The organism is Streptomyces sp. GbtcB6, assembly GCF_019091475.1.
Classification (GTDB): Bacteria; Actinomycetota; Actinomycetes; order Streptomycetales; family Streptomycetaceae; genus Streptomyces; species Streptomyces hyaluromycini.
Genome location: NZ_JAGXJL010000010.1, coordinates 43,706 through 66,169, shown reverse-complemented (window position 1 = coordinate 66,169; position 22,464 = coordinate 43,706). Strand labels below are relative to the sequence as shown.

The 22,464-nt window shown below is 71.7% G+C and carries 22 protein-coding genes; 10 read left to right on the top strand and 12 right to left on the bottom strand.

Annotated elements, in window-relative coordinates; all coding sequences use genetic code 11:
* Positions 1-29: 29 nt before the first annotated feature.
* Both KVT45_RS18600 and KVT45_RS18595 read right to left on the bottom strand, forming a co-directional pair.
* Positions 30-1,694 (bottom strand): serine/threonine-protein kinase, encoded by a 1,665-nt coding sequence (locus tag KVT45_RS18600; protein WP_217548863.1) that lies wholly within the window; start codon positions 1,692-1,694, stop codon positions 30-32.
* Between the two features lie 85 nt (positions 1,695-1,779).
* A complete protein-coding gene (locus KVT45_RS18595; RefSeq protein ID WP_217548861.1) occupies positions 1,780-2,628 on the bottom strand; it encodes a menaquinone biosynthetic enzyme MqnA/MqnD family protein in 849 nt (282 codons plus the stop codon).
* Positions 2,629-2,952: 324 nt separating this feature from the next.
* Between KVT45_RS18595 and KVT45_RS18590 the strand changes: the two genes are divergently transcribed.
* Positions 2,953-3,156 carry a cold-shock protein gene (locus tag KVT45_RS18590; RefSeq protein WP_003992177.1) on the top strand — a complete coding sequence of 68 codons (204 nt, stop codon included), beginning with the start codon at positions 2,953-2,955 and terminating at the stop codon, positions 3,154-3,156.
* Between the two features lie 94 nt (positions 3,157-3,250).
* Here KVT45_RS18590 and KVT45_RS18585 read toward each other — a convergent pair whose 3' ends face one another.
* The gene (locus KVT45_RS18585; protein ID WP_217549213.1) at positions 3,251-3,841 is read right to left on the bottom strand and encodes a helix-turn-helix domain-containing protein; all 591 of its coding nucleotides are present in this window, start codon (positions 3,839-3,841) and stop codon (positions 3,251-3,253) included.
* A gap of 72 nt (positions 3,842-3,913) precedes the next feature.
* On the opposite strand from KVT45_RS18585, the gene KVT45_RS18580 reads away from it, so the two are divergent.
* The 4 genes from KVT45_RS18580 to KVT45_RS18565 all read left to right on the top strand — a co-directional run bounded on the left by KVT45_RS18580 (position 3,914) and on the right by KVT45_RS18565 (position 6,408).
* Positions 3,914-4,609, top strand: coding sequence for an AzlC family ABC transporter permease (locus KVT45_RS18580; RefSeq protein WP_217548859.1), 696 nt, complete (start codon positions 3,914-3,916; stop codon positions 4,607-4,609).
* Positions 4,606-4,920, top strand: coding sequence for an AzlD domain-containing protein (locus KVT45_RS18575; RefSeq protein WP_217548857.1), 315 nt, complete (start codon positions 4,606-4,608; stop codon positions 4,918-4,920). Before KVT45_RS18580 ends, KVT45_RS18575 begins: the two co-directional genes overlap by 4 nt.
* A 104-nt stretch (positions 4,921-5,024) precedes the next feature.
* On the top strand, positions 5,025-5,663 hold the full coding sequence (locus KVT45_RS18570; protein ID WP_217548855.1) for a bifunctional 2-polyprenyl-6-hydroxyphenol methylase/3-demethylubiquinol 3-O-methyltransferase UbiG: 639 nt from the start codon (positions 5,025-5,027) through the stop codon (positions 5,661-5,663).
* A gap of 58 nt (positions 5,664-5,721) precedes the next feature.
* Positions 5,722-6,408, top strand: coding sequence for a response regulator transcription factor (locus KVT45_RS18565; protein ID WP_217548853.1), 687 nt, complete (start codon positions 5,722-5,724; stop codon positions 6,406-6,408).
* Here the strand turns inward: KVT45_RS18565 and KVT45_RS56405 are convergent.
* A complete protein-coding gene (locus KVT45_RS56405; RefSeq protein WP_167449860.1) occupies positions 6,389-7,621 on the bottom strand; it encodes a sensor histidine kinase in 1,233 nt (410 codons plus the stop codon). The two genes, KVT45_RS18565 and KVT45_RS56405, sit on opposite strands and share 20 nt — an antisense overlap.
* Before the next feature lie 282 nt (positions 7,622-7,903).
* On the opposite strand from KVT45_RS56405, the gene KVT45_RS18555 reads away from it, so the two are divergent.
* A complete protein-coding gene (locus KVT45_RS18555; RefSeq protein WP_217548851.1) occupies positions 7,904-10,123 on the top strand; it encodes an MMPL family transporter in 2,220 nt (739 codons plus the stop codon).
* 26 nt (positions 10,124-10,149) lie between these two features.
* Complete coding sequence (locus KVT45_RS18550) at positions 10,150-10,461, top strand: PASTA domain-containing protein (protein ID WP_217548849.1); 312 nt, start codon at positions 10,150-10,152, stop codon at positions 10,459-10,461.
* A gap of 32 nt (positions 10,462-10,493) precedes the next feature.
* Here the strand turns inward: KVT45_RS18550 and KVT45_RS18545 are convergent, their stop codons facing one another.
* The gene (locus KVT45_RS18545) at positions 10,494-11,354 is read right to left on the bottom strand and encodes an SDR family oxidoreductase (RefSeq protein WP_217548846.1); all 861 of its coding nucleotides are present in this window, start codon (positions 11,352-11,354) and stop codon (positions 10,494-10,496) included.
* 94 nt (positions 11,355-11,448) lie between these two features.
* On the opposite strand from KVT45_RS18545, the gene KVT45_RS18540 reads away from it, so the two are divergent.
* A complete protein-coding gene (locus KVT45_RS18540) occupies positions 11,449-12,180 on the top strand; it encodes a TetR/AcrR family transcriptional regulator (RefSeq protein WP_217548844.1) in 732 nt (243 codons plus the stop codon).
* Between the two features lie 96 nt (positions 12,181-12,276).
* Here the strand turns inward: KVT45_RS18540 and KVT45_RS18535 are convergent, their stop codons facing one another.
* From KVT45_RS18535 to KVT45_RS18525, 3 genes are all read right to left on the bottom strand, one after another.
* The gene (locus tag KVT45_RS18535) at positions 12,277-13,485 is read right to left on the bottom strand and encodes a cytochrome P450 (RefSeq protein ID WP_217548842.1); all 1,209 of its coding nucleotides are present in this window, start codon (positions 13,483-13,485) and stop codon (positions 12,277-12,279) included.
* Positions 13,485-14,483, bottom strand: a complete 999-nt coding sequence (locus tag KVT45_RS18530; RefSeq protein WP_217548840.1) for a DUF1259 domain-containing protein — start codon at positions 14,481-14,483, stop codon at positions 13,485-13,487. The genes KVT45_RS18535 and KVT45_RS18530 overlap by 1 nt, the downstream gene beginning before the upstream one ends.
* Positions 14,484-14,585: 102 nt before the next feature.
* On the bottom strand, positions 14,586-16,490 hold the full coding sequence (locus KVT45_RS18525) for a long-chain fatty acid--CoA ligase (RefSeq protein WP_217549211.1): 1,905 nt from the start codon (positions 16,488-16,490) through the stop codon (positions 14,586-14,588).
* A 534-nt stretch (positions 16,491-17,024) separates the two neighbouring features.
* Between KVT45_RS18525 and KVT45_RS18520 the strand changes: the two genes are divergently transcribed.
* A complete protein-coding gene (locus tag KVT45_RS18520; protein ID WP_217548838.1) occupies positions 17,025-17,861 on the top strand; it encodes a MaoC/PaaZ C-terminal domain-containing protein in 837 nt (278 codons plus the stop codon).
* 213 nt (positions 17,862-18,074) lie between these two features.
* Entirely contained in the window at positions 18,075-19,376 is a 1,302-nt protein-coding gene (locus KVT45_RS18515) for a DUF6716 putative glycosyltransferase (protein ID WP_217548836.1), read from the top strand.
* A gap of 13 nt (positions 19,377-19,389) precedes the next feature.
* Here KVT45_RS18515 and KVT45_RS18510 read toward each other — a convergent pair whose 3' ends face one another.
* From KVT45_RS18510 to mqnE, 4 genes are all read right to left on the bottom strand, one after another.
* Positions 19,390-20,028, bottom strand: a complete 639-nt coding sequence (locus KVT45_RS18510; RefSeq protein WP_217548834.1) for a TetR/AcrR family transcriptional regulator — start codon at positions 20,026-20,028, stop codon at positions 19,390-19,392.
* Between the two features lie 39 nt (positions 20,029-20,067).
* Positions 20,068-20,391: a DUF4229 domain-containing protein gene (locus KVT45_RS18505; protein ID WP_217548832.1), complete on the bottom strand. Its 324-nt coding sequence runs from the start codon at positions 20,389-20,391 to the stop codon at positions 20,068-20,070.
* A gap of 88 nt (positions 20,392-20,479) precedes the next feature.
* Positions 20,480-21,004, bottom strand: coding sequence for a GNAT family N-acetyltransferase (locus KVT45_RS18500; protein ID WP_217548830.1), 525 nt, complete (start codon positions 21,002-21,004; stop codon positions 20,480-20,482).
* 243 nt (positions 21,005-21,247) lie between these two features.
* Positions 21,248-22,411: an aminofutalosine synthase MqnE gene (gene mqnE, locus KVT45_RS18495; protein WP_217548828.1), complete on the bottom strand. Its 1,164-nt coding sequence runs from the start codon at positions 22,409-22,411 to the stop codon at positions 21,248-21,250.
* Between the last annotated feature and the right edge of the window lie 53 nt (positions 22,412-22,464).

Sequence of the window (22,464 nt, the reverse complement as noted above, 5' to 3'; positions counted from 1 at the left end):
AGTCCTGCGACGGGGGCCCCTGAGGATCCTCAGTCCCCCGTCTTCGACATCACCGCCACCGGGTTCCCCTCCGCCGAGCTGTCCGACGTGTAGACCAGGTCGCCGTGGCTCGGGGTCAGGTAGACCGTGTTGGTGCCGGGGTCGCAGCCGTCGTGGTTGCCCTTGGCGCCCTTCGAGGAGGCGACGAGCCTGGCGGCCGTCACCGATCTCAGGGTCAGGATGTCCGTGCAGACCCCGCCCAGCTGGTCGGTCTGCCGCAGGCGGCCCAACTCCTTGCCGACCGCCGCCTGTTCCACGGTGACCCGGAAGGTGCCGATGGGCAGGTTGCCGGACAGGGCGGTGGCCGAGCCCTGCCAGGTGCCGAGGTAGGCGGCCGGGATCGCCCCGCCGCCGGACGCTGACGACGCGGACGCCGAGGGCGACTTGGCGGCGGCTCCCACGTCGCTGTTCGATCCGCCGCTGTCGGACCCGAGGAACGGCTTCACCAGGAACCCCACGCCGACGGTGACCACCGCCAGCGCCGCGGCCACCGAGAGCGCGACCGTACAGCTCACCCGGCGCCCGCGCCCGTTCTCTCCCGGCACGGCGGTCGCGGCCACGCTCACGGACACCTTCCCGGCCGCCGGCGGCAGGGCGTCCCGCGGCTCCGGTACGACGGCGGGCGGCATCGTCGGCAGATCCGGTACGCCCGCGGGCGGCAGCGTCGGCGCCGGCCCGAACTCCCCACCCACGGACGGGGTGCCGAACTCCACCGGCCCGGACGCCAGCCCGGACGCCGGCCCGGACGGCGCGGCCTCCACCACCTCCAGGTTCAGCACCTCCACGGCGCTCCGGCTCACCCGCTCCACCAGCGCCCCCGGCAGCCACCCGCCCGCCACCAGCGGCGCGGCCCCCTCCGGAGCCAGCCGCCGCGCCACCTCCGCCGGGCCGGGCCGCCGCTCCGCCTCCTTGGTGAGACACGCCTCGGCCACCTCCCGCAGCTCACCGCTCAGTACGCCGAGTTCGGGTTCCTCGTGGACGACCTTGTAGAGCAGGGCGGCCGAGGAGTCGCCCGGGAACGGCGGCTCCCCGTTCGCCGCGTAGGCCAGCACCGCGCCCAGCGAGAACACGTCCGCGGCGCCCGTGACGCCCTTGCCCAGGATCTGCTCGGGCGACATGTATCCCGGTGACCCGATCGAGACCCCCGACGACGTCAGCGAGGCGGTGCCGTCCGTGGCCCGGGCGATGCCGAAGTCGATGAGCAGCGGGCCGTCCAGGGTCAGCAGCACGTTCGACGGCTTCACGTCCCGGTGCACAAGACCCAGTTCGTGCACCGCCGCCAGCGCCTCGGCCAGCCCGGCGCCGAGCGCCCGTACCGTGTGCGCGGGCAGCGGGCCGCCGTCGGTCACGGCGGCCGTCAGGGAGGGACCGGCCGCGTAGGCGGTGGCGACCCAGGGCACCGGCGCGTCCGGGTCGGCGTCCAGGACGGGGGCCGTCCAGGCACCGCCGACCCGCCGGGCGGCCGCCACCTCACGGCGGAAGCGGGCGCGGAACTCCTCGTCCAGCGCGAAGTGCGGGTGCACGATCTTCACGGCGACGGTCCGGCCGCCGGTCGAACGGCCCAGATAGACGCGGCCCATGCCGCCGGAGCCGAGCCGGCCGAGCAGCCGGTACGGCCCGATGGCGGTAGGTTCGTCGCCCGCGAGCGGCTGCATGCGCCCTCACCCCCCAGAGAGTCCACACAGCAGCCTAGGGCCTGCCGGTGCCTGCCGACGCGTGTCACGGCGTCGGCAGGTCGTGTCACGGCGCCAGCAGGTCGACCTTCACATCCGCCGCGAACCCGGTCGTCGGGCCCACCCGGCGGGCGAACTCCGCCACCGCCGCCAGCTGTGCCGCGCCGAAGCTGAAGTCGAGGGTGGTGAAGTACTGGGCGAGGGTCGCCTCGTCGAAGGCCTCCCAGCGGGCGGCCTGTTCGGCGACCTTGGTGACCTCCTCCAGGGAGAGGTTGCGGGAGTCGAGGAAGGCGCTGTGCACCTCGCGGGTGATGTGCGGTTCGCGCTCCAGGTAGTCCCGGCGCGCCGCCCACACCGCGAAGACGAACGGCAGGCCCGTCCACTGCTTCCACAGTGCGCCGAGGTCGTGGACCTGGAGGCCGTAGCGCGGGCCGTCCAGCAGGTTGGCGCGCAGGGCCGCGTCGCCGATGAGCACCGCCGCGTCCGCCTCCTGCATCATCAGGCTGAGGTCGGGCGGGCAGGTGTAGTAGTCGGGCTGGACGCCGTAGCGGTCGGCGAGCAGCAGCTGGGCGAGGCGGACCGAGGTGCGCGAGGTGGAGCCGAGGGCGACCCGGCGGCCGTCCAGCTGGTCCAGCGGCACCTGCGAGACGATCACGCAGGACATCACGGGGCCGTCGCAGCCGACGGCGATGTCCGGGAAGGCGACCAGGTCGTCGGCGTTGCGCAGGAACTCGACGAGGGTGATGGGACCGATGTCGAGGTCGCCGCGCACCAGCTGCTCGCTGAGCTTCTCGGGGGTGTCCTTGGTCAGCTCGAAGTCGAGGAGGGTGCCGGTTCTCGCGAGCCCCCAGTAAAGGGGCAGGCAGTTCAGGAACTGGATGTGGCCGACGCGCGGCCGGGTGCGAGAATTGTCCACATCGCGAGACTAGACCCCATGGGGTACCGTGCTGGGACCGCCCCCGCCCCCGCCCTCGGTGCCTCGACCGCCCGTACGGTCAACCCGCGTTCGGGGTCATTCAAACGTCCGGGTGACGTGATCTTGGCCTCTGTTGCTTTCGGCTGCCCACATGCTAGGCTCGCCGCAAGTTGCAGTTTGGTTTCCCTTGCAGTACAGAGCCTGCGGAGCATGTAACCGCGGGCTCTCGTCGTTTTCAGACATATGCAGTTGTGCGGCACTTAGTTTGTTTTCACACTTGCAGGTTCTGGAGCAGGGCGACCCTTTTGAGCCCAAGGAGGGCTTATGGCTACCGGAACCGTGAAGTGGTTCAACGCCGAAAAGGGCTTTGGCTTCATCGCCCAGGAAGGCGGCGGCCCCGACGTCTTCGTCCACTACTCCGCGATCAACGCCAGCGGGTTCCGCTCCCTCGAGGAGAACCAGCAGGTGAGCTTCGACGTCACGCAGGGCCCGAAGGGTCCGCAGGCGGAGAACGTCACCCCCGTCTGATCCCAGACAAACCAAGTCTGATCGCAGACTGAGTGCAGTACCCAAGGAGCCCCGCGCCGTCAGGCGACGGGGCTCCTGCCTTTTCACCGCCGCCTCAAACGTGCTGCATGACCAGCACGAACGTGGTGCCGGGCAGCAGCGCCTCATAGGAGTGCGGCACGTCCCCGCGATACGTCAGGTAATCCCCGGGATTCAATTCGACGGTTTCCCCGCGCGGCCCCGCCTTCACCTGCCCGCTGCATACGACGAGATGCTCGACCGTTCCCGGAATGTGCGGCTCGGACTCCCGCGGCGCACCCGGCTCCGTCCGCAGGTGGTAGATGTCCCGGCGGGCGCCGGGCGGGCAGGACGACAGCAGGGTGGCGGCGAAGTCGGCCCGCTCCGACGCGACCGTGGGCCCCTCCCCGGCCCGGATCACCTGGACGCCGGACACCGGCGGCTCCACCAGCGCGCTGAACGGCACGCCCAGCGCCACGCCCAGCGCCCACAGTGTCTCCACGCTCGGGTTCCCGCCGCCGGCCTCCAGCTGGGACAGCGTGGACTTCGCGATGCCGGCCCGCTTGGCCAGTTCGGACAGCGAGAGCCCGACCCGGGCCCGCTCCCGCTTCAGGGAACCGGCGATCCACTCCATCGGAAGCCGGTCCGGCTGTTCTGACCGGTCCGGCCGGTCGGGTGCCTCGGACATCTGATTCGTTCGCTCCATCGGTACGATCGTTCGCCTTGACGAACATCACTCTGTACGTTCATTGTAGAGAACATGCGTTCGCCACACCGAACCACTCTTCCGCCGGGCACCCGGACGGGTACCTCGCTCGTCCGGGACAGTTCACTCGTCTGGCTGGCCGGCGGGATCGTCGGCGTCTCCTTCGGCGCCGTCAGCGTGGCCGGTGGCCTGCCCGTATGGGTCCCGGTCGTGATGTCCCTCGTCGTCTACGCGGGCTCGGCCCAGTTCAGCGCGGTGGGCGTGCTGCTCGCCGGCGGCGGCCCGCTGGCGGCGGCGGCCACCGGCCTGCTCCTCAACACCCGTACGGCGGCCTTCGGCCTCGCCGTCGCCGACCTCCTCGGCCCCGGCCGCGCCACCCGCCTGCTCGGCGCCCACCTGGTCACCGACGAGACGGTCGCCTTCGCCCTGGCCCAGCCGGACCCGGCGCGCCGCCGCACCGCGTTCTGGATCTCGGGCCTCGGCCTGTTCGCCGCATGGAACGCGGGGGTGCTGATCGGCGCCCTGGCCGGCACGGCCCTCGGCGACACGGCCCGCTACGGCCTGGACGCGGCGTTCCCGGCGGTACTGGTGGCCCTGGTCCTGCCCGCGCTGCGGGCGGACGCGGGGGTACGCCGGGCGGCGCTGCCCGGCGCGGTGATCGCCCTCGCGGTGACCCCGGCCGTCCCGGCCGGAGTCCCGGTCCTGCTCGCCCTTCTGGGCCTGTTCGCGTTTCCGGGGGTACGGCGATGAACGCGACGGTGGTCATGATCCTGGCGCTCTGCCTCGGCACGTACGCCTTCCGTCTGGTGGGCCCGGCGCTGCACGGCCGGGTCGAGATCCCGGCGCGGGTCCAGGAGCTGGCGTCGGCGGGGGCGGTGGTCCTCCTCGTGGCCCTGCTGGCCACCGGCGCGCTGACCGAGGACGGCGGTTTCGCGGGCTGGGCCCGCCCGGCGGGGGTGCTGGTGGCGGGCGTACTGGCCTGGCGGCGGGCGCCGTTCGCGGTCGTGGTCCTGGCGGCCGCGGCGGTGACGGCACTGCTGCGGGCGGCCGGAGCCGGCTGAGCGCTCCGCGGGAAGGGCCGCGGTGCGTCGTCGTTCGACCGCGGCGCCGTCGTGGCTGGTCGCGCAGTTCCCCGCGCCCCTTCGGGGCGCTAGGGTCCGCGGGCATGACCGCCGACTTCCTCACCGCCACCCGCACGTTCTACGACGCGATCGCCGACGACTACGCCGACCACTTCCGCGAGGACATCTCCAACCGCCCTCTGGACCGGGCCCTGTTGGCCGCCTACGCCGAACTCGTCGGCGCCGGCGGCACGGTGGCCGACCTCGGCTGCGGCCCCGGTCGCGTCACGGCCCGCCTGGCCGGGCTCGGCCTGTCCGTCTTCGGCCTCGACCTGTCCGCGTCGATGCTCGCCGTCGCCCGCCGCGAGAACTCCGGCCTGCGCTTCGTCCAGGGCTCGATGCTGGAACTGGCCGTGGCGGACGGCGCCTTGGACGGGGTGGTGTGCTGGTACTCGTCCATCCACACCCCGGACGACCGGCTGCCGGTGCTGTTCGGGGAGTTCAGGCGGGTGCTGCGGCCCGGGGGCCGGCTGCTCCTCGCCTTCCAGGTGGGGGACGCGGCCCGCCGGTTCGAGGACCCCTGGGGACATGCGGTGGCGCTGGACTTCGAGCGGCGGCGGCCGGAGCTGATGACGAGGCTGCTGACGGAGGCCGGCTTCCGGCTCCACTCCAGCACGGTACGGGAGGCGGACGCGGGGCTGGGAGAGACGAGTCCGCAGGCGTATCTGATCGCCTCCTTGTGACCGCCATGGAGACCGCCGTCCCGGTTCGCGCGTGACACGGGCGGGCTAGAGTCCGGTGGTGACCGACGAACCGATCGACGTGGTGATCGCCGACGACCAGGAACTGGTGCGGGCCGGCTTCGAGATGATCCTCGACGCCCAGCCGGGCATCCGGGTCGTGGGGGTGGCCGGAGACGGTGTGGAGTGTGTCGAGCTGGCCCGCCGGCTGCGGCCCGACGTCGTGCTGGTCGACATCCGGATGCCGCGGCTGGACGGGCTGGAGGTCACCCGGACACTGACGGGCGAGCGAGGCGGCGGGCAGGGTGACGGTGACGGGCCGAACGTCGTCGTCATCACCACCTTCGACCAGGACGACTACGTACGGGACGCGCTGCGGTACGGCGCCTGCGGGTTCCTGCTCAAGGACGCGTCTCCGGAGCTGCTGGTGGAGGCGGTCCGGGCGGCCGCCCGCGGTGACGCCCTGGTCTCGCCCGCGGTCACCGTCCGCCTGCTGGGCGAGCTGCAGCACGGCCCGCGGAGCGGGCGGGACGCGGAGGCGGCCGGGCTGAGCACCCGGGAGACGGAGATCGTGCGGCTGGTGGCCGTGGGCCGCACCAATCAGGAGATCAGCGAGGAGCTGTTCCTGTCGCTGTCGTCGGTGAAGACGTATCTGGCCCGGATCCAGGCCAAGACCGAGGCCCGGAACCGGGTGGAGATCGCGGCCTGGGCGTGGGAGCACGGCGTGGTCACTTCGCGGTCCTGGTAGCACCGCGTACCGATCGCGGTGGGTGCGGTGGCGAGTCCGGGGACCGGGGCACGCTGGCCCGGACCTCCCACTGGGCGGGGTCGACGGCACCCGCCCAGAACTCGCCGTCGAGCGCCTCGACGCGCTCCCGCAGCCCGATCAGGCCGAGCCCGCTCTGTCCGCCGGCGGGACTGCCGATGCGGCGGTGCGGCAGGCTGTTGGCCACCGTCACGTGCAGCCAGTCCGGGTCGGCGTCCAGCCGTACGACCACCCGCTCGCCCGGCGCGTGGCGGTGCACGTTGGTGAGGGCCTCCTGGACCACCCGGTACACGGATGTCTCCACCTCCGGGCTGAACCTGCTGGTCCGGGCCGCCGCGCCGGCCTCCAGGCGGGCGGCGGGGGCCTCGGGCCGGCCCCGGGAGAAGCCGGCGACGAGGTCGCCGAGCCCGGAGAGCAGGTCGGCGGGGCGCAGCGCCTGGTGGTCGTCCTCGCGCAGCACGCGGACCAGGCGCCGCATCGACTCCAGGGTCTCCGTCCCGGACCGGGAGATCGCCTCCAGGGCCGGGTCGACCTTCTCCGGCGCGATCGCGTGCACGGTCCGGGCCGCGTTGGCCTGCACGATGATCCCCGTCATGTGGTGGGCGATGAGGTCGTGCAGGTCACGGGCGAGGGCGAGCCGCTCGGCGTAGCGCACCTCCTGGACGGCGCGCCGGCGGCGGGCCTCCAGGGCGCGCAGGGAACAGCCGATGAGGACCGCCAGCGCGAGGGCGACCGTCAGCACGTACTGCCCGGCCACGAAGCTGAACACGGTACGGCCGCGCAGCGGCATCATCAGCACGGCGGCGACCAGGGCGGCGGCGGTCCATGCCGTGGTGCGGTCGGACGCCGTCTCGGCGAGCACCCGGACGATCAGGAAGAGCAGGGCGAGGAGCTCCAGGAGGCCCCAGTCGCCCACCGGCCGCGGGTCTACCAGGCATACGCAGGTCAGCGCGGCGGACATGGCGGCGATGCCCAGCGACCGGGCCGTGAGCGAGGGCGACCAGCGGGTGTCGGGCAGGGCCAGCACGGCCAGCGGACCGGTGACGAACACCGGGAGCCAGCGGATGGGTGAGCTCGCCTCCCCCGGGTTGTACACCGCGAGGATGTCGACCACCCAGGTGAGGGCCAGGGCCAGCAGTGCGGCGGCGGTGATGAGTCGCCGCACTCCGGGCGAAAACGGAAGTTTCCAGTCCACGCCTACCAGAGTAGAAAACCGACCCGCTCCCGTGGTGTCGGCCAGATGACCGACACGGTCCGGCGACGCCCGTACCAGAGGCTGACGCGGCCGGGGTTCGGCCCGGCGCAGCATGGTTGTGGGGCACGGGCGTCTCCCCGGCGCCGGTGCCCCGCCACCGCGCCCGTCGACGACGACAGGCCGCGCATGCCCGGAGCACCGCCCCGTGCGCACGGTCCTCGACCCCAGCCGCATGTGTCTCCGCCCCCACCCTCGTTCCGACGTACGGAGTCTCTTTTCGTCATGGCTACTTTCCTGCACCGGATCGGTCGCCGCGCCTTCGAGCGCCGCTGGCTGGTTCTGCTGCTCTGGGCGGTCGTACTGGGTGTCGCGGGCGCCGCGGCGGCCGGCAGCAGCGGAGGCGGCAGTTCCAGCGTCACGCTGCCCGGCATCGAGGCACAGAAGGCGTACGACCTGCTCGGCAAGAAGTTCCCGGCCGCGAACGCGGAGGGGGCGAGCGCCCGGGTCGTCGTACGGGCGCCCGGCGGGCAGAAGCTGACCGGCGGCAAGCCGAAGGCCGAGGTGAAGGCGCTGCTGAAGGACCTGAAGCAGTCCTCGCCGCGGGTGGCCTCGGTCACCGATCCCTTCACCGCCAAGACCGTCAGCGCCGACCGCACCACCGGCTACGCCCAGGTCACCTACTCCGCCAAGGCGGCCGACCTGACCGACGCGGACCACAAGCACCTCGACAAGGTGCTCGAGGAGGCCCGCGGCAAGGGCCTGACCGTCGAGGCGTCCGGCACCGCGCTGACGGCCGCCGCAGCCGGTGGTTCCTCCGAGGCGGTCGGTTTCGCGCTCGCCGCGCTCATCCTGGTCATCACCTTCGGCTCGTTCGCCGCGGCCGGCATGCCGCTGGCGACCGCCGTGGTCGGCGTCGGGATCACCATCTCCTCGGTGACCGCGCTGAGCGCGGCCCTGAACCTCAACAGCAGCACGTCGGCGCTGGCCACCATGCTCGGTATCGCGGTGGGCATCGACTACGCGCTGTTCATCGTCTCGCGCTACCGCTCCGAACGGGCGGCCGGTCACGACCCCCGGGAGGCCGCCGCGCGCGCCAACGGCACCGCGGGCTCCGCCGTGGTCTTCGCCGGACTGACCGTCGTCATCGCCCTGGTGGGCCTGGCCGTGGTGAACCTGCCGATCCTCACCGCCATGGGCATGGCCGCCGCCGGTGCCGTGGTCGTCGCGGTCCTGGTCGCCGTCACCCTGGTCCCGGCCCTGCTCTCCCTCGCCCCCGAACGGGTCCTGGGCCGCGCCGGAGGCCGCCGTACCGCCCGCACCTCGCGCACCGGTGCCAGGACGCCGCTGGGAGAGCGCTGGGCGGTCTTCGTACTGCGCCGCCCGTGGAAGGTGCTGCTCGTCGCGGTCGCCGGCCTGGTCCTGGTCGCGCTGCCCACCGCCAAGCTCGAACTGGGCCTGCCCGACGACGGGTCGAAGCCGCCCTCCACCACCGAGCGCAAGGCCTACGACATGCTCGCCGAGTCCTTCGGGCCCGGCTTCAACGGCCCGCTCACCGTCGTCGTCAACGACACCGATCCGGCGGCGACGAAGAAGGCCGTCGGCGAACTCACGGACGGCATCACCGGTATGAAGGACGTGGCCGCCGTCAGCCCGGCCGTCTACAACCCGGCCGGCGACACCGCGATCGTCACCGTGGTCCCCAGGAGCGCGCCCACCAGCGAGAAGACCAAGACCCTCGTCCACGACATCCGCGACCGGGCCGCGGACACCCACGCCGCCACCGGCGCCGAGGGCCTGGTGACCGGCACCACCGCCCTGAACCTCGACGTCGCCGCCAAGTTCGCCCAGGCGATCGTGCCCTACCTGCTGCTCGTCGTCGGCCTGGCCTTCCTGGTCCTGATCCTCGTCTTCCGGTCCGTCCTGGTACCGCTCAAGGCGGCGCTCGGCTTCCTGCTGTCCGTCCTGGCCGCCTTCGGCGCCATGGTGGCGGTCTTCCAGTGGGGCTGGTTCAAGGACCTGTTCGGCCTGCAGACCACCGGCCCGATCATGAGCCTGGTACCGATCCTCACGGTCGGCATCGTCTTCGGCCTCGCCATGGACTACCAGGTCTTCCTCGTCACCCGCATCCGCGAGTCCTACGTCCACGGCGCCGGCTCCCGCGAGGCGATCACCGAGGGCTTCCGGCACAGCGGCAAGGTCGTCACGGCCGCCGCGCTCATCATGACGGGCGTCTTCGGCGGCTTCATCGGCGGCGACGACTCCATGATCAAGTCGCTCGGCTTCGGCCTCGCCGCCGCCGTGCTCTTCGACGCGTTCGTGGTCCGCATGACCATCGTCCCGGCGGTCCTGGCGCTGCTCGGCGACCGCGCATGGTCACTCCCCGGCTGGATCGACCGCCGGCTCCCCCACGTCGACATCGAGGGCGAGAAACTGACCCACCCCACGCCCCCGACCACCGCCACCACCGACACCACGGAGCCCGATTTCACCCACGCCGGCTGAACCCGGCCCCCCGGGAAGAGGCACCCATGCGCAAAGGTCCCGCGCTTCTCGCCCTCGCGGTCGTCGTCGCCCTGCTGGCCCTGTCCCAGCACGCCCGGAAACAGACGGCGGAGCTGCCGGACCTTCGTGGCAAGACCCTGCGCGACGCACAACTGGCCGCCCGGGACGCGGGGTTCCGTCAACTCGCCGGCGAGGACGCGCTCGACCGGCACCGGATCCCCGTCCTGGGCAGCAACTGGCGGGTCTGCTCACAACAGCCGCCACCGGCACGCCACACCCTCACCACGCCGGTCACCGTACGCGTGGTGAAGACGGGCGAGGCGTGTCCGGCCCCATGACGCACGGGAACTCCCGCGGCGAGTGCCAGGCCCTAGGTCAGCCGCTCCTGCAACAGCCGGCGCATGGTGACGGGTGCGCGGCCGATCAGATTCGCCAGGGAGGGGTCGGTTGCCGCGAACTCGCCTTCGCGGGCGGCGGTGAAGATGCCCAGGAGCTGGTCGGCCGTCTCGGCGGGTACGCCGCCGGCCGCCAGGTGCGCCCGGAACGCGTCGTCCGGTGCGGTGGTCCGGGTGACCGTACGGCCGGTGAGTTCGCTCGCGAGGGCGACGAGGTCGGCGAAGGTGAGCGCCTCGGTCGCGGTGAGCGGGGGCGTCGGCCCCTCGAAGCGGTGGCGCTCGTCCGCCAGGATCACCGCCGCCGCCTCCGCCAGGTCGGCGTGCGACGTCCAGCAGACCGGGCCGTCGGCGGGCAGGGCCACCTCCCCGGCGGCCAGCCCCGGGGCGAGGAAGTCGAGCCCGCCGGCCGCGTGGAAGCCGTTGCGGAGGGAGGTCCAGGGGACGCCCGAGGCGGCGAGGGCCTCCTCCGTGGCCGCGTGGTCGCGGCAGGCCTGGAAGCGGGAGGCGGGGCTCGCGCCCATGTGGGCGGTGTAGACGATACGGCGGGCGCCGGCCGCGACGGGCGCGTCGATGGCGCCGCGGTGCTGCCGCACGGCCTCCTCTCCCATCCGGTCGACGGAGACGATCAGGATCCGGGCGGCTCCCTCGAAGGCGTGCGCCAGGCCGGCCGGTTCGGTGAAGCTGCCCTGCCGCACCCGCACGCCCCGGTCCGCGAGGGCCTGCGCCCTCTTCGGCTCACGGACGCTGACGCCGACCCGGTCCGCCGGTACGCGGGCGAGCAACCGCTCCACGATCTGACCGCCGAGTTGTCCGGTGGCTCCGGTCACGATGATCACGATGTCCTCCAACAACGACACTGATAACGCCGGAAACACCTTCATGATAACACCGATACTAACGACGGAAGCAAGAAGGCGATATCGTTGATACATGGCACCCGGACCACGTGACACGACCGCCGCCACCACCACCGCCGGCACCGCCGCCGACACCCGGCAGCGCGTCATCGACGCCGCCATCGGGCTGCTGGAGCACGAGGGCCGGGACGCCGTCACCACCCGCGCGGTCGCCGTCGCCGCGGGGCTCCAACCCGCGGCCATCTACCGGCTGTTCGGCGACAAGGAGGGACTCCTGGAGGCGGTGGCCGAGCACGGCTTCGCCACGTTCCTCGCGAGCAAGCGCGTCGTCCCGGACCCCGAGGACCCGATCCAGGACCTACGGGACAGCTGGGACCTCGCGGTCCGGTTCGGCCTGGAGAACCCCGCGCTGTACCTGCTGATGTACGGCGACGTCGCGCGCAGCGACTCGCCCGCCTTCCGGACCGGGCTGGAGATCCTCAGGGGCCGGGTCCGGCGGCTCGCCGTCGGCGGCCGGCTGCGGGTCGGCGAGGCGCTCGCGGCCGACGTCATCCACGCCACGGCCCGCGGCGCCGTCCTCACCTGGCTGTCCATGCCGGCGGCCGACCGTGACCCGGCCCTGCTGACCACCCTGCGCGAGGCGATGGTCACGGCCGTCACCACGGAGAAGCCCGCCGTACGCACCACCGGCCCCGCCGGCGCCGCGCGTGCCCTGCGGGCCTCCCTCCCCGACCAGACGACCCTCAGCCCGGCCGAACAGCACCTCATGAGCGAGTGGCTGGACCGCCTGGCCACCGACGCCTGAGACACCGGCGCCCGAGACGCCGGCGCGCACCTGAGACACCGGCGCACGCCGGACGACCCGGCGTCACCTCGTGGGCCGGGTCACCCAGCACACGGCCTACCAGGCCACCGGCAGCTCCAGGGGGAAGCGGCGGATGGTCTCGGTGTCCCAGCGGACCTCGTCCGGGCGTACCGCCAGGCGGAGCGCGGGGAAGCGGTCCAGGAGGCGGCCCACCGCGACCTCCAGTTCGGCCATCGCCAGGGGGACCGCGATGCAGCGGTGGCCGCCCCAGCCGAAGGTCATGTGCTGAGCCCCGAGACGGCCGGGCACGATCTCGTGGGGGTCCGCAAAGCGGTCCGGGTCGCGGTTGGCCGCCAGGTACGAGACGTGGACGAAGTCACCGCGCCGGATGACCACCCCGTCCATCTCCACGTCCTCCAGCGCCACCCGGGGAATGCCCACGCCCTTGCGGAAGGGGATGTACCGGAGCAGTTCGTGCAGGAAGTCCGTCAGGTTCCCGCGCTGCGTGCGGGCGTACTCGACCAGTTCCGGCCGGGTCAGCAGCAGATACACGATGTTGCTGATCTGGCAGGTCGCCGTGTCCTGTCCGCTGAGTGTGAACGTCAGCGCGAGGACGGCCAGTTCCTTGTCGTCGAGCTGGTCCTCGCCGTCCCGCGCCTCGGCGAGCACGCTGATGATGTCCGTACCGGGGTTGTTCCGGCGCTCGGCGACGAGCTCGGTGAAGTAGGCCGTCAGGCCCTCCTTGGCCGCCCGCGCGACGTCCCGGCTGCCCGCGCCGAGCACCAGCAGGCGGTGGACGTCCTCCTGCATCCGCGGCCACTCGGCGCGTTCGATGCCGAGCAGGTCCAGGATCGTGTGCTGGGGAAGGGTGTCGGACAGATGGCGGACCAGGTCGGCCGGCGGTCCCTCGGACTCCATCTCGTCCAGGAGCCGGTCCGCGAGGAGCGTGATCCGCTCCCGCATGTGGTCCACATGGCGCTGGGTGAAGGCCTGGGTGGCCAGATGCCGGATCCGGCTGCTGTGCGGCGGGTCCATCACGTTGATGGACTCGGGGGAGACGATCGGCTCCGCCGTGAGACGCGGATAGTCGTGCCGGATGATCCCGGCCCGGCTGAAGCGGTGGTCCGTGGTCACCCGCTGCACCGACTCGAACCCGGTGACCAGCCAGGCGTCCGGCCGACCGTACGGCAGGTGGATCCTGGCGAGGGACTCGCGCTCCATGAGACCGGCCAGGACCGGGTCGAAGTCGAGGGCCTCGCTGAACGCGAAGGGGCAGGTGACCGCCTGGTCGCGGTGAGCCGTCATCAGCCGGTCACCCCCGCCATCGGTACCACGGCGGTGGCGTGGACGGCCTCGCGCAGGACCTTCGCGAGCCGTACGGCATCGCCCGTGCCCCAGTAGTGGACGAAGAACAACCGCGGCTCGTCGGTCAGGTTGTGGTGATGCAGTTCCACGAGTTCCACCCCGCCCTTGCGCAGGATCCTCAGGACCGGCTGGACCTCGCTCGCGGTCATCACGAAATCCCCGTTGGTCACGGCCCTCCCGCCGCCCACCGGCTGGAAGTTGACCGTGGTCGTCGCGCCGAGGCCGGGCGGCAGGATCATGTCGCCGTCCAGGATCCGCTCGGTGCGGACCCAGGTGCTCTTGTAGATTCCCTCGTCCTGGAAGCCGGCGACGCCGAACACACCGTCGATGCCCTTGGTGTCCAGGGCGAGCGGCGGCGGGGCGGTGGGCGGCCGGTAGGGCGGGGTACCGGTGCGGCCGAAGGCCGCTCGAAGCCCCTTGGCGACCGGCACCGGGTCGTGGGCGTGGGCGTGCAGGTGCAGCCACCAGACGGCGGGCTTGTGGGCGAGCAGATGCTTGTGCACGGCGGTGATCCCGATGCCGTGCTCCAGGAGTGTGTCGCTGAAGCCCTGCAACTCCTGCTCGGTGACCACGGCGTCGCCCATCAGCAGATGGGCGCCGTCCTCGTACCGCACGAAGGACACGTGGGTGCCGAGGGCCAGTGCGGTTTCGATCCGCACGCCCCGGGAGACGACGTCGAGGTCCCGGCGGGGCAGGCCGGTGTGGTACATGTACCGCTTCATCTCACCCGGCCGGCCAAGGGCCTTGGTGACCTCGGCCCAGTCGGCGAGCACGGTCATCGTGGGTTTGATCAGGGCGCGAGGACGTTCCCGGGGCAGTGCGCGGGCGTCCGGGGTCGCCGCGCCCACGAGTACGGGGGCCACGGCGCCCGCGGTGAGCAGGCCGCGCCGGGTGGCGGTGGGTCGGGTGAGGATGGTCCGCTGTCTGTTGTCAGCCATGGTGCACCTCCATCCGCGATGGAAGCACGGGGGATATCCGCGACCGGTGATTCCGCCCGCCAGTGAGGCCAGCTGGCCTAACCAGAGCCGACGCCGTGTGACCTACTTCGCGTACAGGCTCTCGATCTCCGGCGTGAAGTCCTTCATGATCACCTCGCGGCGCAGCTTCATCGACGGGGTCAGGTGCCCGGCCTCCTCGGTGAAGTCGACGGGGAGCATCTCGAAGCGGCGGATGGACTCGGGACGGGAGACCAGTTTGTTGGCCTCGTCGACGGCGCGCTGCAGGACGGCCCGCAACTCCATGTCGTCCATGAGGAGTTCCGGCGGCACCGGGTGCTTGCCGTTCATCTGGCGCCAGTGGGTGAGGCCGTCCCGGTCGAGGGTGATGAGGGCGCTGACGTAGGGCAGCCCGTCGCCGACCAGCATCACCTGGGAGATGAGGGGGTGCGAGCGCAGCCAGTTCTCCAGCGGGGCCGGGGCCACCGACTTGCCGCCGGCCGTGATCAGCATCTCCTTCTTGCGGCCGGTGATGGTGAGGTAGCCCTCGTCGTCCAGTTCGCCCAGGTCGCCGGTGGCCAGCCAGCCGTCCCGGGTGGCCGGGACGACCCCGCCGGCCTGCGGGTCCCAGTAGCCGCGCAGCACGTGGTCACCGGCGACCAGGATCTCCCCGTCGGCGGCGATCCGGACCTTGGTGCCGGGCATCGGCCAGCCCACCGTGCCCAGGCGGGGTTTGAGGGGCGGGGTGCAGGTGGTCGCCGCCGTGGTCTCGGTCAGGCCGTAGCCCTCGTAGATCTCGATGCCGGCCCCGGCGTAGAACGCGGCGAGGCGACGGCCCAGCGGTGAGCCGCCGCAGATGATGTGCCGGACCTTGCCGCCCATGGCGGTGCGGATACGGCGGTAGACGAGCGGGTCGTAGAAGGAACGGGCCGTCTTCAGGGCGCGGCCGGGGCCGCTGCCGGTGCCGGTCTGCTTGGCCTCCAGCGCCTCGCCGTACCGCTGGGCGACCCCGGTGGCCCGGTCGAAGACCGAGACCCGGCCGCCTGCCTCCGCCTTCGCCCGCGCGGTGTTGAAGACCTTCTCCAGCATGTACGGGATGGTGAGGAGACAGGTCGGTCTGAAGCCGGCCAGGTCCGGGAGCAGGTCCTCGGCCTTGAGGCTGGGGGCGTGGCCGAGGCGGACCCCGGCGCGTATGCAGGCGATCGCCACCATGCGCCCGAAGACGTGGGACATGGGCAGGAAGAGGAGGATGGAGACCTCATCGTCGTCGCGCGACTTGAAGATCGGGTAGAGGAGTTCGATCGCGTTGTCGACCTCGGCGAAGAAGTTGCCGTGCGAGAGGGCGCAGCCCTTGGGGCGGCCGGTGGTGCCCGAGGTGTAGATGAGGGTGGCGAGCGTGTCGGGGCCCAGCATGCCGCGCCGTACGCCCACCTCGGCGTCCGGCACCTGCGCACCGGCCTCCGCGAGCCGGTCCACGTGCCCCTTCTCCATCACCCACAGGTGCCTGAGGTCGGGCAGCCGGTCGAGTTCGGGGCCGAGCGCGGCGGCCTGCGCGGTGGTCTCGGTGACCAGGGCGACGGCACCCGAGTCGTGCATGATCCAGCGGGTCTGGAAGACCGAGGAGGTCGGGTAGACCGGCACGGTCACCAGGCCGGCCGCCCAGGCGCCGAAGTCGAGGAGCGTCCACTCGTACGTCGTCCGGGCCATGATCGCGATCCTGTCGCCCGGCATCAGCCCCTCCGCGATCAGGCCCTTGGCCACCGCCAGCACCTGCGCGGCGAACTCCGCGGCCGTCACGTTCTCCCAATGGCCTTCGCCCTCGCCCGACTTGCGGCTGAGCACCACGGCGCCCGGCTCCGCCTCCGCGTTCTCGAACGGCAGGTCGCCGAGCGACCCGTGCCGCACCGGCGGCGCGAACGGCGGTACGTACGCCTCCCGCACCACCCCGTCCAGCCGCTGGACGAGGGGCTCGACCAGGATCGGCTTCCCGTCGTAGTCCGTGGCCTGGATCGCCGCGCCCGAGGAGACGGGGGCGGCGCTCGGATAAGAGGACGTGGACACGGGGCGGCTCCTCGGGCGTGCAGCGGTGAACTGCTTGCTGCATGACGTACGTGCCTCGCGCACCGAGGCGTTCACCGGCACCGGCCCTCGGAAAGGGGTTACCGGCGGTTCAGGCTGGAGATCGTACGGGGCCGCTGTGGCGGGCTTGTGGGTATTCGGGGGTTGTCCGGGGACGGGCCTGTGCAATCCCGGAGGTTACGTGAGGGTCCTTCACGTTCGGTCCGTTTCCCGGCACTTGACAGCTGTGACATAGACTTACCTACGGTAACCTTACTCCAGAGTCAGGAATCGGGCGACATGGGGGACGGAAATGACGGACCGCTGTCCGAGCTTCACCGCCACGGCACCCGGCCGATTCCCCACCCCGCTGCAACCGGCCCTGTCGGTGCGGCCGCCGCAAGCGCCGTCCCCGGCCGGTGAGGTGCCGGGCGCGCCAAAAGCGGAAGCAGGGCACTTCCACCGCCGGCTGGAAAGGCGAACCTCGTGATTGTCCTCGACAGTGCACCCTCGCTGGGGCCCCTCCTCGCCCGCGGTGCATTGCAGTCCCCCTTCAAACGGCCCACCCCCGACGCCCGCTTCCCCCGCACCTGTCTCCTCCTCCCCCAGGTCCGCCCCGACCTCGAAAAGCTCGCCGCCTACGAGCGTGTCTGCGGGTTCGCCACCGGCGACGACGGGCTGCCGATCACGTACCCGCATGTGCTCGGGTTTCCGTTGGCCATGCGGCTCATGAGCGCGCGGGACTTTCCGCTGCCGTTGCTGGGGCTGGTGCACACCTCCATCGAGATCGAGCGGTATGCCGAGCTGCCCGGGGACGGCACGTACGACATGGCCGTCCATGTGGAGAAGCTGAGCCCGCACCGGCGGGGCACCGAGGCCACCGTCGTGACCGGGGTGCGGGTCGGCGAGGACGTCGTATGGGAGTCGCGCAGCACGTATCTGGCGCGGCACCGTACGCGGCACTCCGGTGAGACGGCCCGGAACGAGCCCGGGCCCCTGCCCGTCGTCGAGGAGTGGCGGATCGCCGGGGATGTCGGCCGGCGCTACGCGGCCGCCTCCGGGGACCGCAACCCCATACACCTGCACCCGCTCACCGCCCGCCTCTTCGGCTTCCCCCGGGCCATCGCGCACGGCATGTGGACCGTGGCCCGGTGTCTCGCCGCGCACGGGGTGCCGGCGGCGGCGGAGGTACGGGCGGAGTTCCGGGCGCCGGTGCTGCTGCCGGGCACGGTCGAATACGCCGCCGAGGACGGTCGCTTTCAATTGCGGAGTGGAGACCGGCTACATGTGGAGGGCAGCGTGCGCCCACGCGTTGCCCGGTGATCTGCTAAGAATGCACAAAGACTGTGTTTCGCCTTTCTGTGCGACTCCTGTCATGCCGTTGCGAATCCGCAGGTGGCCGCGGTGGCCGGAGGTCTCCTCACACCGGACACCCAGCTCGTCCAAGGATCCGTGAAGGAATCCCTAATGCTGCGCCAAGAATGCGTCCTTAGCCTCTGCTCACTTTTGTGATCCATTGCACGAAGGGCACTGAGCATGCCTCCCAGACGCGTCGCAGTAATCGCCGACTCGGACACCCGCTGGAAATGGGGTGCGTCGGTGGCCCGGCAGATCGCCCCCGAGCACGCGCTGGACGCGTACTTCCTGCGGGGCCGGTCCACGCCCACCGAACGGCAGCTCGCCGAGATCGGCATCGAGCCCGACACCCGGCGCGAGGTACGCGCCACCGAACTGGTCGACGACGAGGAGCTGGCGAGCGCCGACATCGTCGTGCTGGCGGTCCTCGGCGGCACCGTCCTGACGCTAGTCCACAGCCTGGGGATCGCCTGGGAGGGCCGGCTGCACCGGCCGATCACGGTCAGCGGGTACGTCGGCGTGGTCTACGAGAAGATGGTCGACGGTCTCATGACCCGCGCCGGCACGGATCTCGTGCTCGCCAACTCCGACCACGACACCCGGCGGTTCCGCTCCGTCTTCGCGAGCGTGGGTGCCGACCCCGACTCGGTCGTCGAGTGCGCCCTGCCCTTCCTCGGCGGCGCCCCCTACCGGCCCTCCTCCGAGCGGCCGTTCACCGTCACCTTCGCCGCCCAGCCGTCCGTGCCCAAGGACCGCGCGTCCCGGCTCAGGCTCCTGGAGCGGGCCGCCGCCCACGCGCGCCTGCAGCCGGATCGGCTCGTGCTGGTCAAGCTGCGCAGCCGGCCCGGCGAGCAGACCACCCACGAGGAACGGGACCCGTACCAGAAGCTGGTCGAGACCCTCGCCGAACCCGCGCCCGCGAACCTCCAGCTCGTCTACGGCAACATGGCCGAGGTGCTGGACCGCACCGACCTGCTGGTCACGGTGAGCTCGACGGCCGCCCTGGAGTCGATGCACCGGCGGATACCCACCGCGATCCTCACCGACTTCGGCGTCCGCGAGGCCCACGGCAACCACTACTTCGTGCACTCCGGCTGCCTCGCCTCCTGGGACGACATCGACGCGGGCGCGCTCCCGCAGCCGGACCCGGCATGGGCGGCGGCACACGGCATCGGCAGGAGCGACCCGTACACCGCGGCCCGGGCCCGCATCGCCGCGCTGCGCGCCACCGACCCGCTGCAACCGCTACCGCCGCTGCGCCCGTACTACACGCCGCAGAACGCCGGCATCTACCTCGACGGCATCCTCCGCAACAACGGCTTCGACGAGCAGGGCCGCCCGCTGCCGGTGCCGCTGGGCGGCGGCGGCCGGGGGCGGGTGAAGAAGGCCGTCCGGGCGGTCGCCGGGCGGGGTGCCAAGAAGCTGTACCGCGTGGGCCATCAGCGGCTCGCGCCCGCCCTGCGCCGCTGGGGTTCCGTCTGACGGGCCGGGCCGGTCACGGCGGGGACCACGGCCGGCCCTCCATCAGGTTGCCCAGGCCCGCCCAGGCGAAGTTCATCAGGGTCGCCGCCGCCTGACGTGCCGTTACCCCTGGTGTGGCGTTGGCCCAGGCCGCGAGGGACTCGGCCGCGCCCACCAGTGCCTCGGCGAGGCCCGCCACCTCGCCCTCCCCCAGGTCGGGATCGCGGTGCGCCTCGCGGGCGGCGGCGACGATGAGCTGGGTCACGAACGCGACGATCTCCTCGCGCATCGCCGCGACCTCGGAGGCGAACCGCTCGCCGTGGGTACGGGCCTGGATGTGCAGCACCGACCAGCCGTCGGGGTGGTCCGCGGTGTACGTGAAGAACGCCCGGAGTCCGTCCCAGAGCTGACGGTCGGCGGGCAGTTCGCGGTCGACGCCGGCCCGGACCGCCTCGGTCAGGGCTCCGGCCTCGCGGCGGATGCACGCCGCGAACAGGTCTTCCTTCGAGTTGAGGTACAGATACACCAACGGCTTGGAGACACCGGCCAGTTCGGCGATCTCGTCCATCGACGCGGTCATGTAGCCGCGCTGGCCGAAGGTCCGCACGGCGGCGTCCAGCATCTGCTGCTCACGTACCGCGCGCGGCATCCGCTTGGTCTTGACGGTCCCCATGGGACAAAGCCTAGTTGGGGCCGGAGAGCGGGGAGCCGCTCAGGAAGAGGTCTGGGCCTGCCCCGGGGCCTGGGCCTGGGCCTGGTCCGCCTCGTCGACCGCCGCGTCCTCCTGGCTGCGGTTGGCCTCGATGTTGGCCTTCATCCGGTCGACCCGCTGCGAGACCTGCACGGAGGCGCGGTCCCGCTCCTTGCGCAGCACGACGAAACTGATCGGCGCCGACAGGACGAGGGAGAGCAGCAGCACCCAGAAGGGGTTGGAGTCGCCGAAGCCACGCGGGAACGCTCCGGCGTAGACGAGGCCCCAGACGACGAGGAGGCAGCCCGCGAAGATACCGAGGCGCATCAGCGTGTAGCGGAGCATCTCAATCCAGTCTTCCGATGACGAAAAGGGGCACCGTCCAGTGAAGCACGGCGTGGGGTCGATCTTGCACCGGGGTCCGGTCGGGCCTTCAGGCCAGCGGGAGCAGCATGGTGATGTCGTCGCGGTCGTCGCCGGGTGCGACGCGGATCGCGGCGGGGATCCGGCCGACCTCCTTGTATCCGCAGGAGCCGTAGAACTCCTCCAGGCCGAGGCCGCCGCGGCAGGTGAGCCGTATCGCGTCGATGCCGTCGAAGCCACGGGCGGCGCCGGCGGCGGCCGCGAGCAGGTCGCGCCCGTATCCCCGGCCCTGGTGCCTCGGGTGCACCATCACCGTGTACAGCCACACCCAGTGCTTCATCAGCCGGTGCGTGTTGAAGGAGAAGAAGGCGGTGGCGGCGACCTCGCCCGCCTCGTCCTGCCCGACGAGGAGGCGGTGACGCCCCTCGGCCATCGCGGTGAAGTGCCTGACCAGCTCCGGGCGGATCTCCTCGGAGGTCACGGGAGCGACGAAGCCGACGGCCCCGCCGGCATTCGACACGTCCGTCCACAGGCCGAGGACACCGTCGCGGAGGGCGGGGGTGACGGCGGGGTCGAGGGTGAAGGTAAGGGGCATGGGCGGATCGTATCTATTACAGCGAGGGGTGTGGAGAGGCTTTTCGCCGTGAGGGGTTCGGCACTGTCCCGGCTGCGGGTCGGTGGGGGCTGGTCGCGCCCACGCGGCGGAGCCGCAAATCAGATACAGCCCCGCGCCCCTTACGGGGCGCGGGCGGCCATGGCCTCGCCTTTTTGCCCACCGAGTCGGGTGGTGGGTGGGCGAGGGTCCCGGGGGGTCCGGGGGGCGGAGCCCCCCGGGGTCTCACACCCGCATCGGCTGCGGGGACTCCCTGCGGGCCGGGTCCGGGCCGTCGTACTCGCGGATGATCTCGTAGCGGGTGTTGCGTTCCACCGGGCGGAAGCCCGCGTCGCGGATGAGGTCCAGCAGGTCGTCGCGGGTCAGCTTGTTCGGCGTGCCGTAGTTGTCCGCGTCGTGGGTGATCTTGTACTCGACCACCGAGCCGTCCATGTCGTCGGCCCCGTGCTGGAGCGCCAGCTGCGCCGTCTGCACCCCGTGCATGACCCAGAAGACCTTGACGTGCGGGACGTTGTCGAAGAGGAGCCGGGAGACCGCGAAGGTCTTCAGGGCCTCCGCGCCGGTCGCCATCTGGGTCCGCGCCTGGAGCCGGTTCCTGACCTTCCCGTCCTTCATGTCCACGAAGTCGTGCTGGTAGCGGAGCGGGATGAAGACCTGGAAGCCGTTCGTCTCGTCCTGGAGTTCGCGGAGGCGGAGGACGTGGTCCACCCTGTGCCTCGGCTCCTCGATGTGGCCGTACAGCATGGTGCACGGGGTCTTCAGACCCTTCTCGTGCGCCAGGCGGTGGATCCGGGACCAGTCCTCCCAGTGGGTGCGGTGGTCCACGATGTGCTGCCGGACCTCCCAGTCGAAGATCTCCGCGCCGCCGCCGGTCAGGGACTCCAGCCCCGCGTCGATCAGCTCGTCCAGGATCTCCGACGCCGACAGCCCGCTGATCGTCTCGAAGTGGTGGATCTCCGTGGCCGTGAAGGCCTTCAGCGAGACGTTCGGGAGGGCCGCCTTGAGTTCCCGCAGCGACCGGGGGTAGTACCGCCACGGCAGGTTCGGGTGCAGGCCGTTGACGATGTGCAGCTCGGTGAGGTTCTCGCCCTCCATCGCCTTGGCGAGCTTCACCGCCTCCTCGATGCGCATCGTGTACGCGTCCTTCTCGCCCGGCTTGCGCTGGAACGAGCAGTACGCGCAGGACGCGGTGCACACGTTCGTCATGTTGAGGTGGCGGTTGACGTTGAAGTGGACGACGTCGCCGTTCTTCCGCGTCCGCACCTCGTGAGCGAGGCCGCCGAGCCAGGCGAGGTCGTCCGACTCGTACAGCGCGATGCCGTCCTCGCGGGTCAGCCGCTCACCGGCCCTGACCTTCTCCTCCAGCTCACGCTTGAGCCCGACGTCCATGCCCACACCTCTCTACGACAACTCCGACAACGTTACGCCCCCGCCCTTCGGGC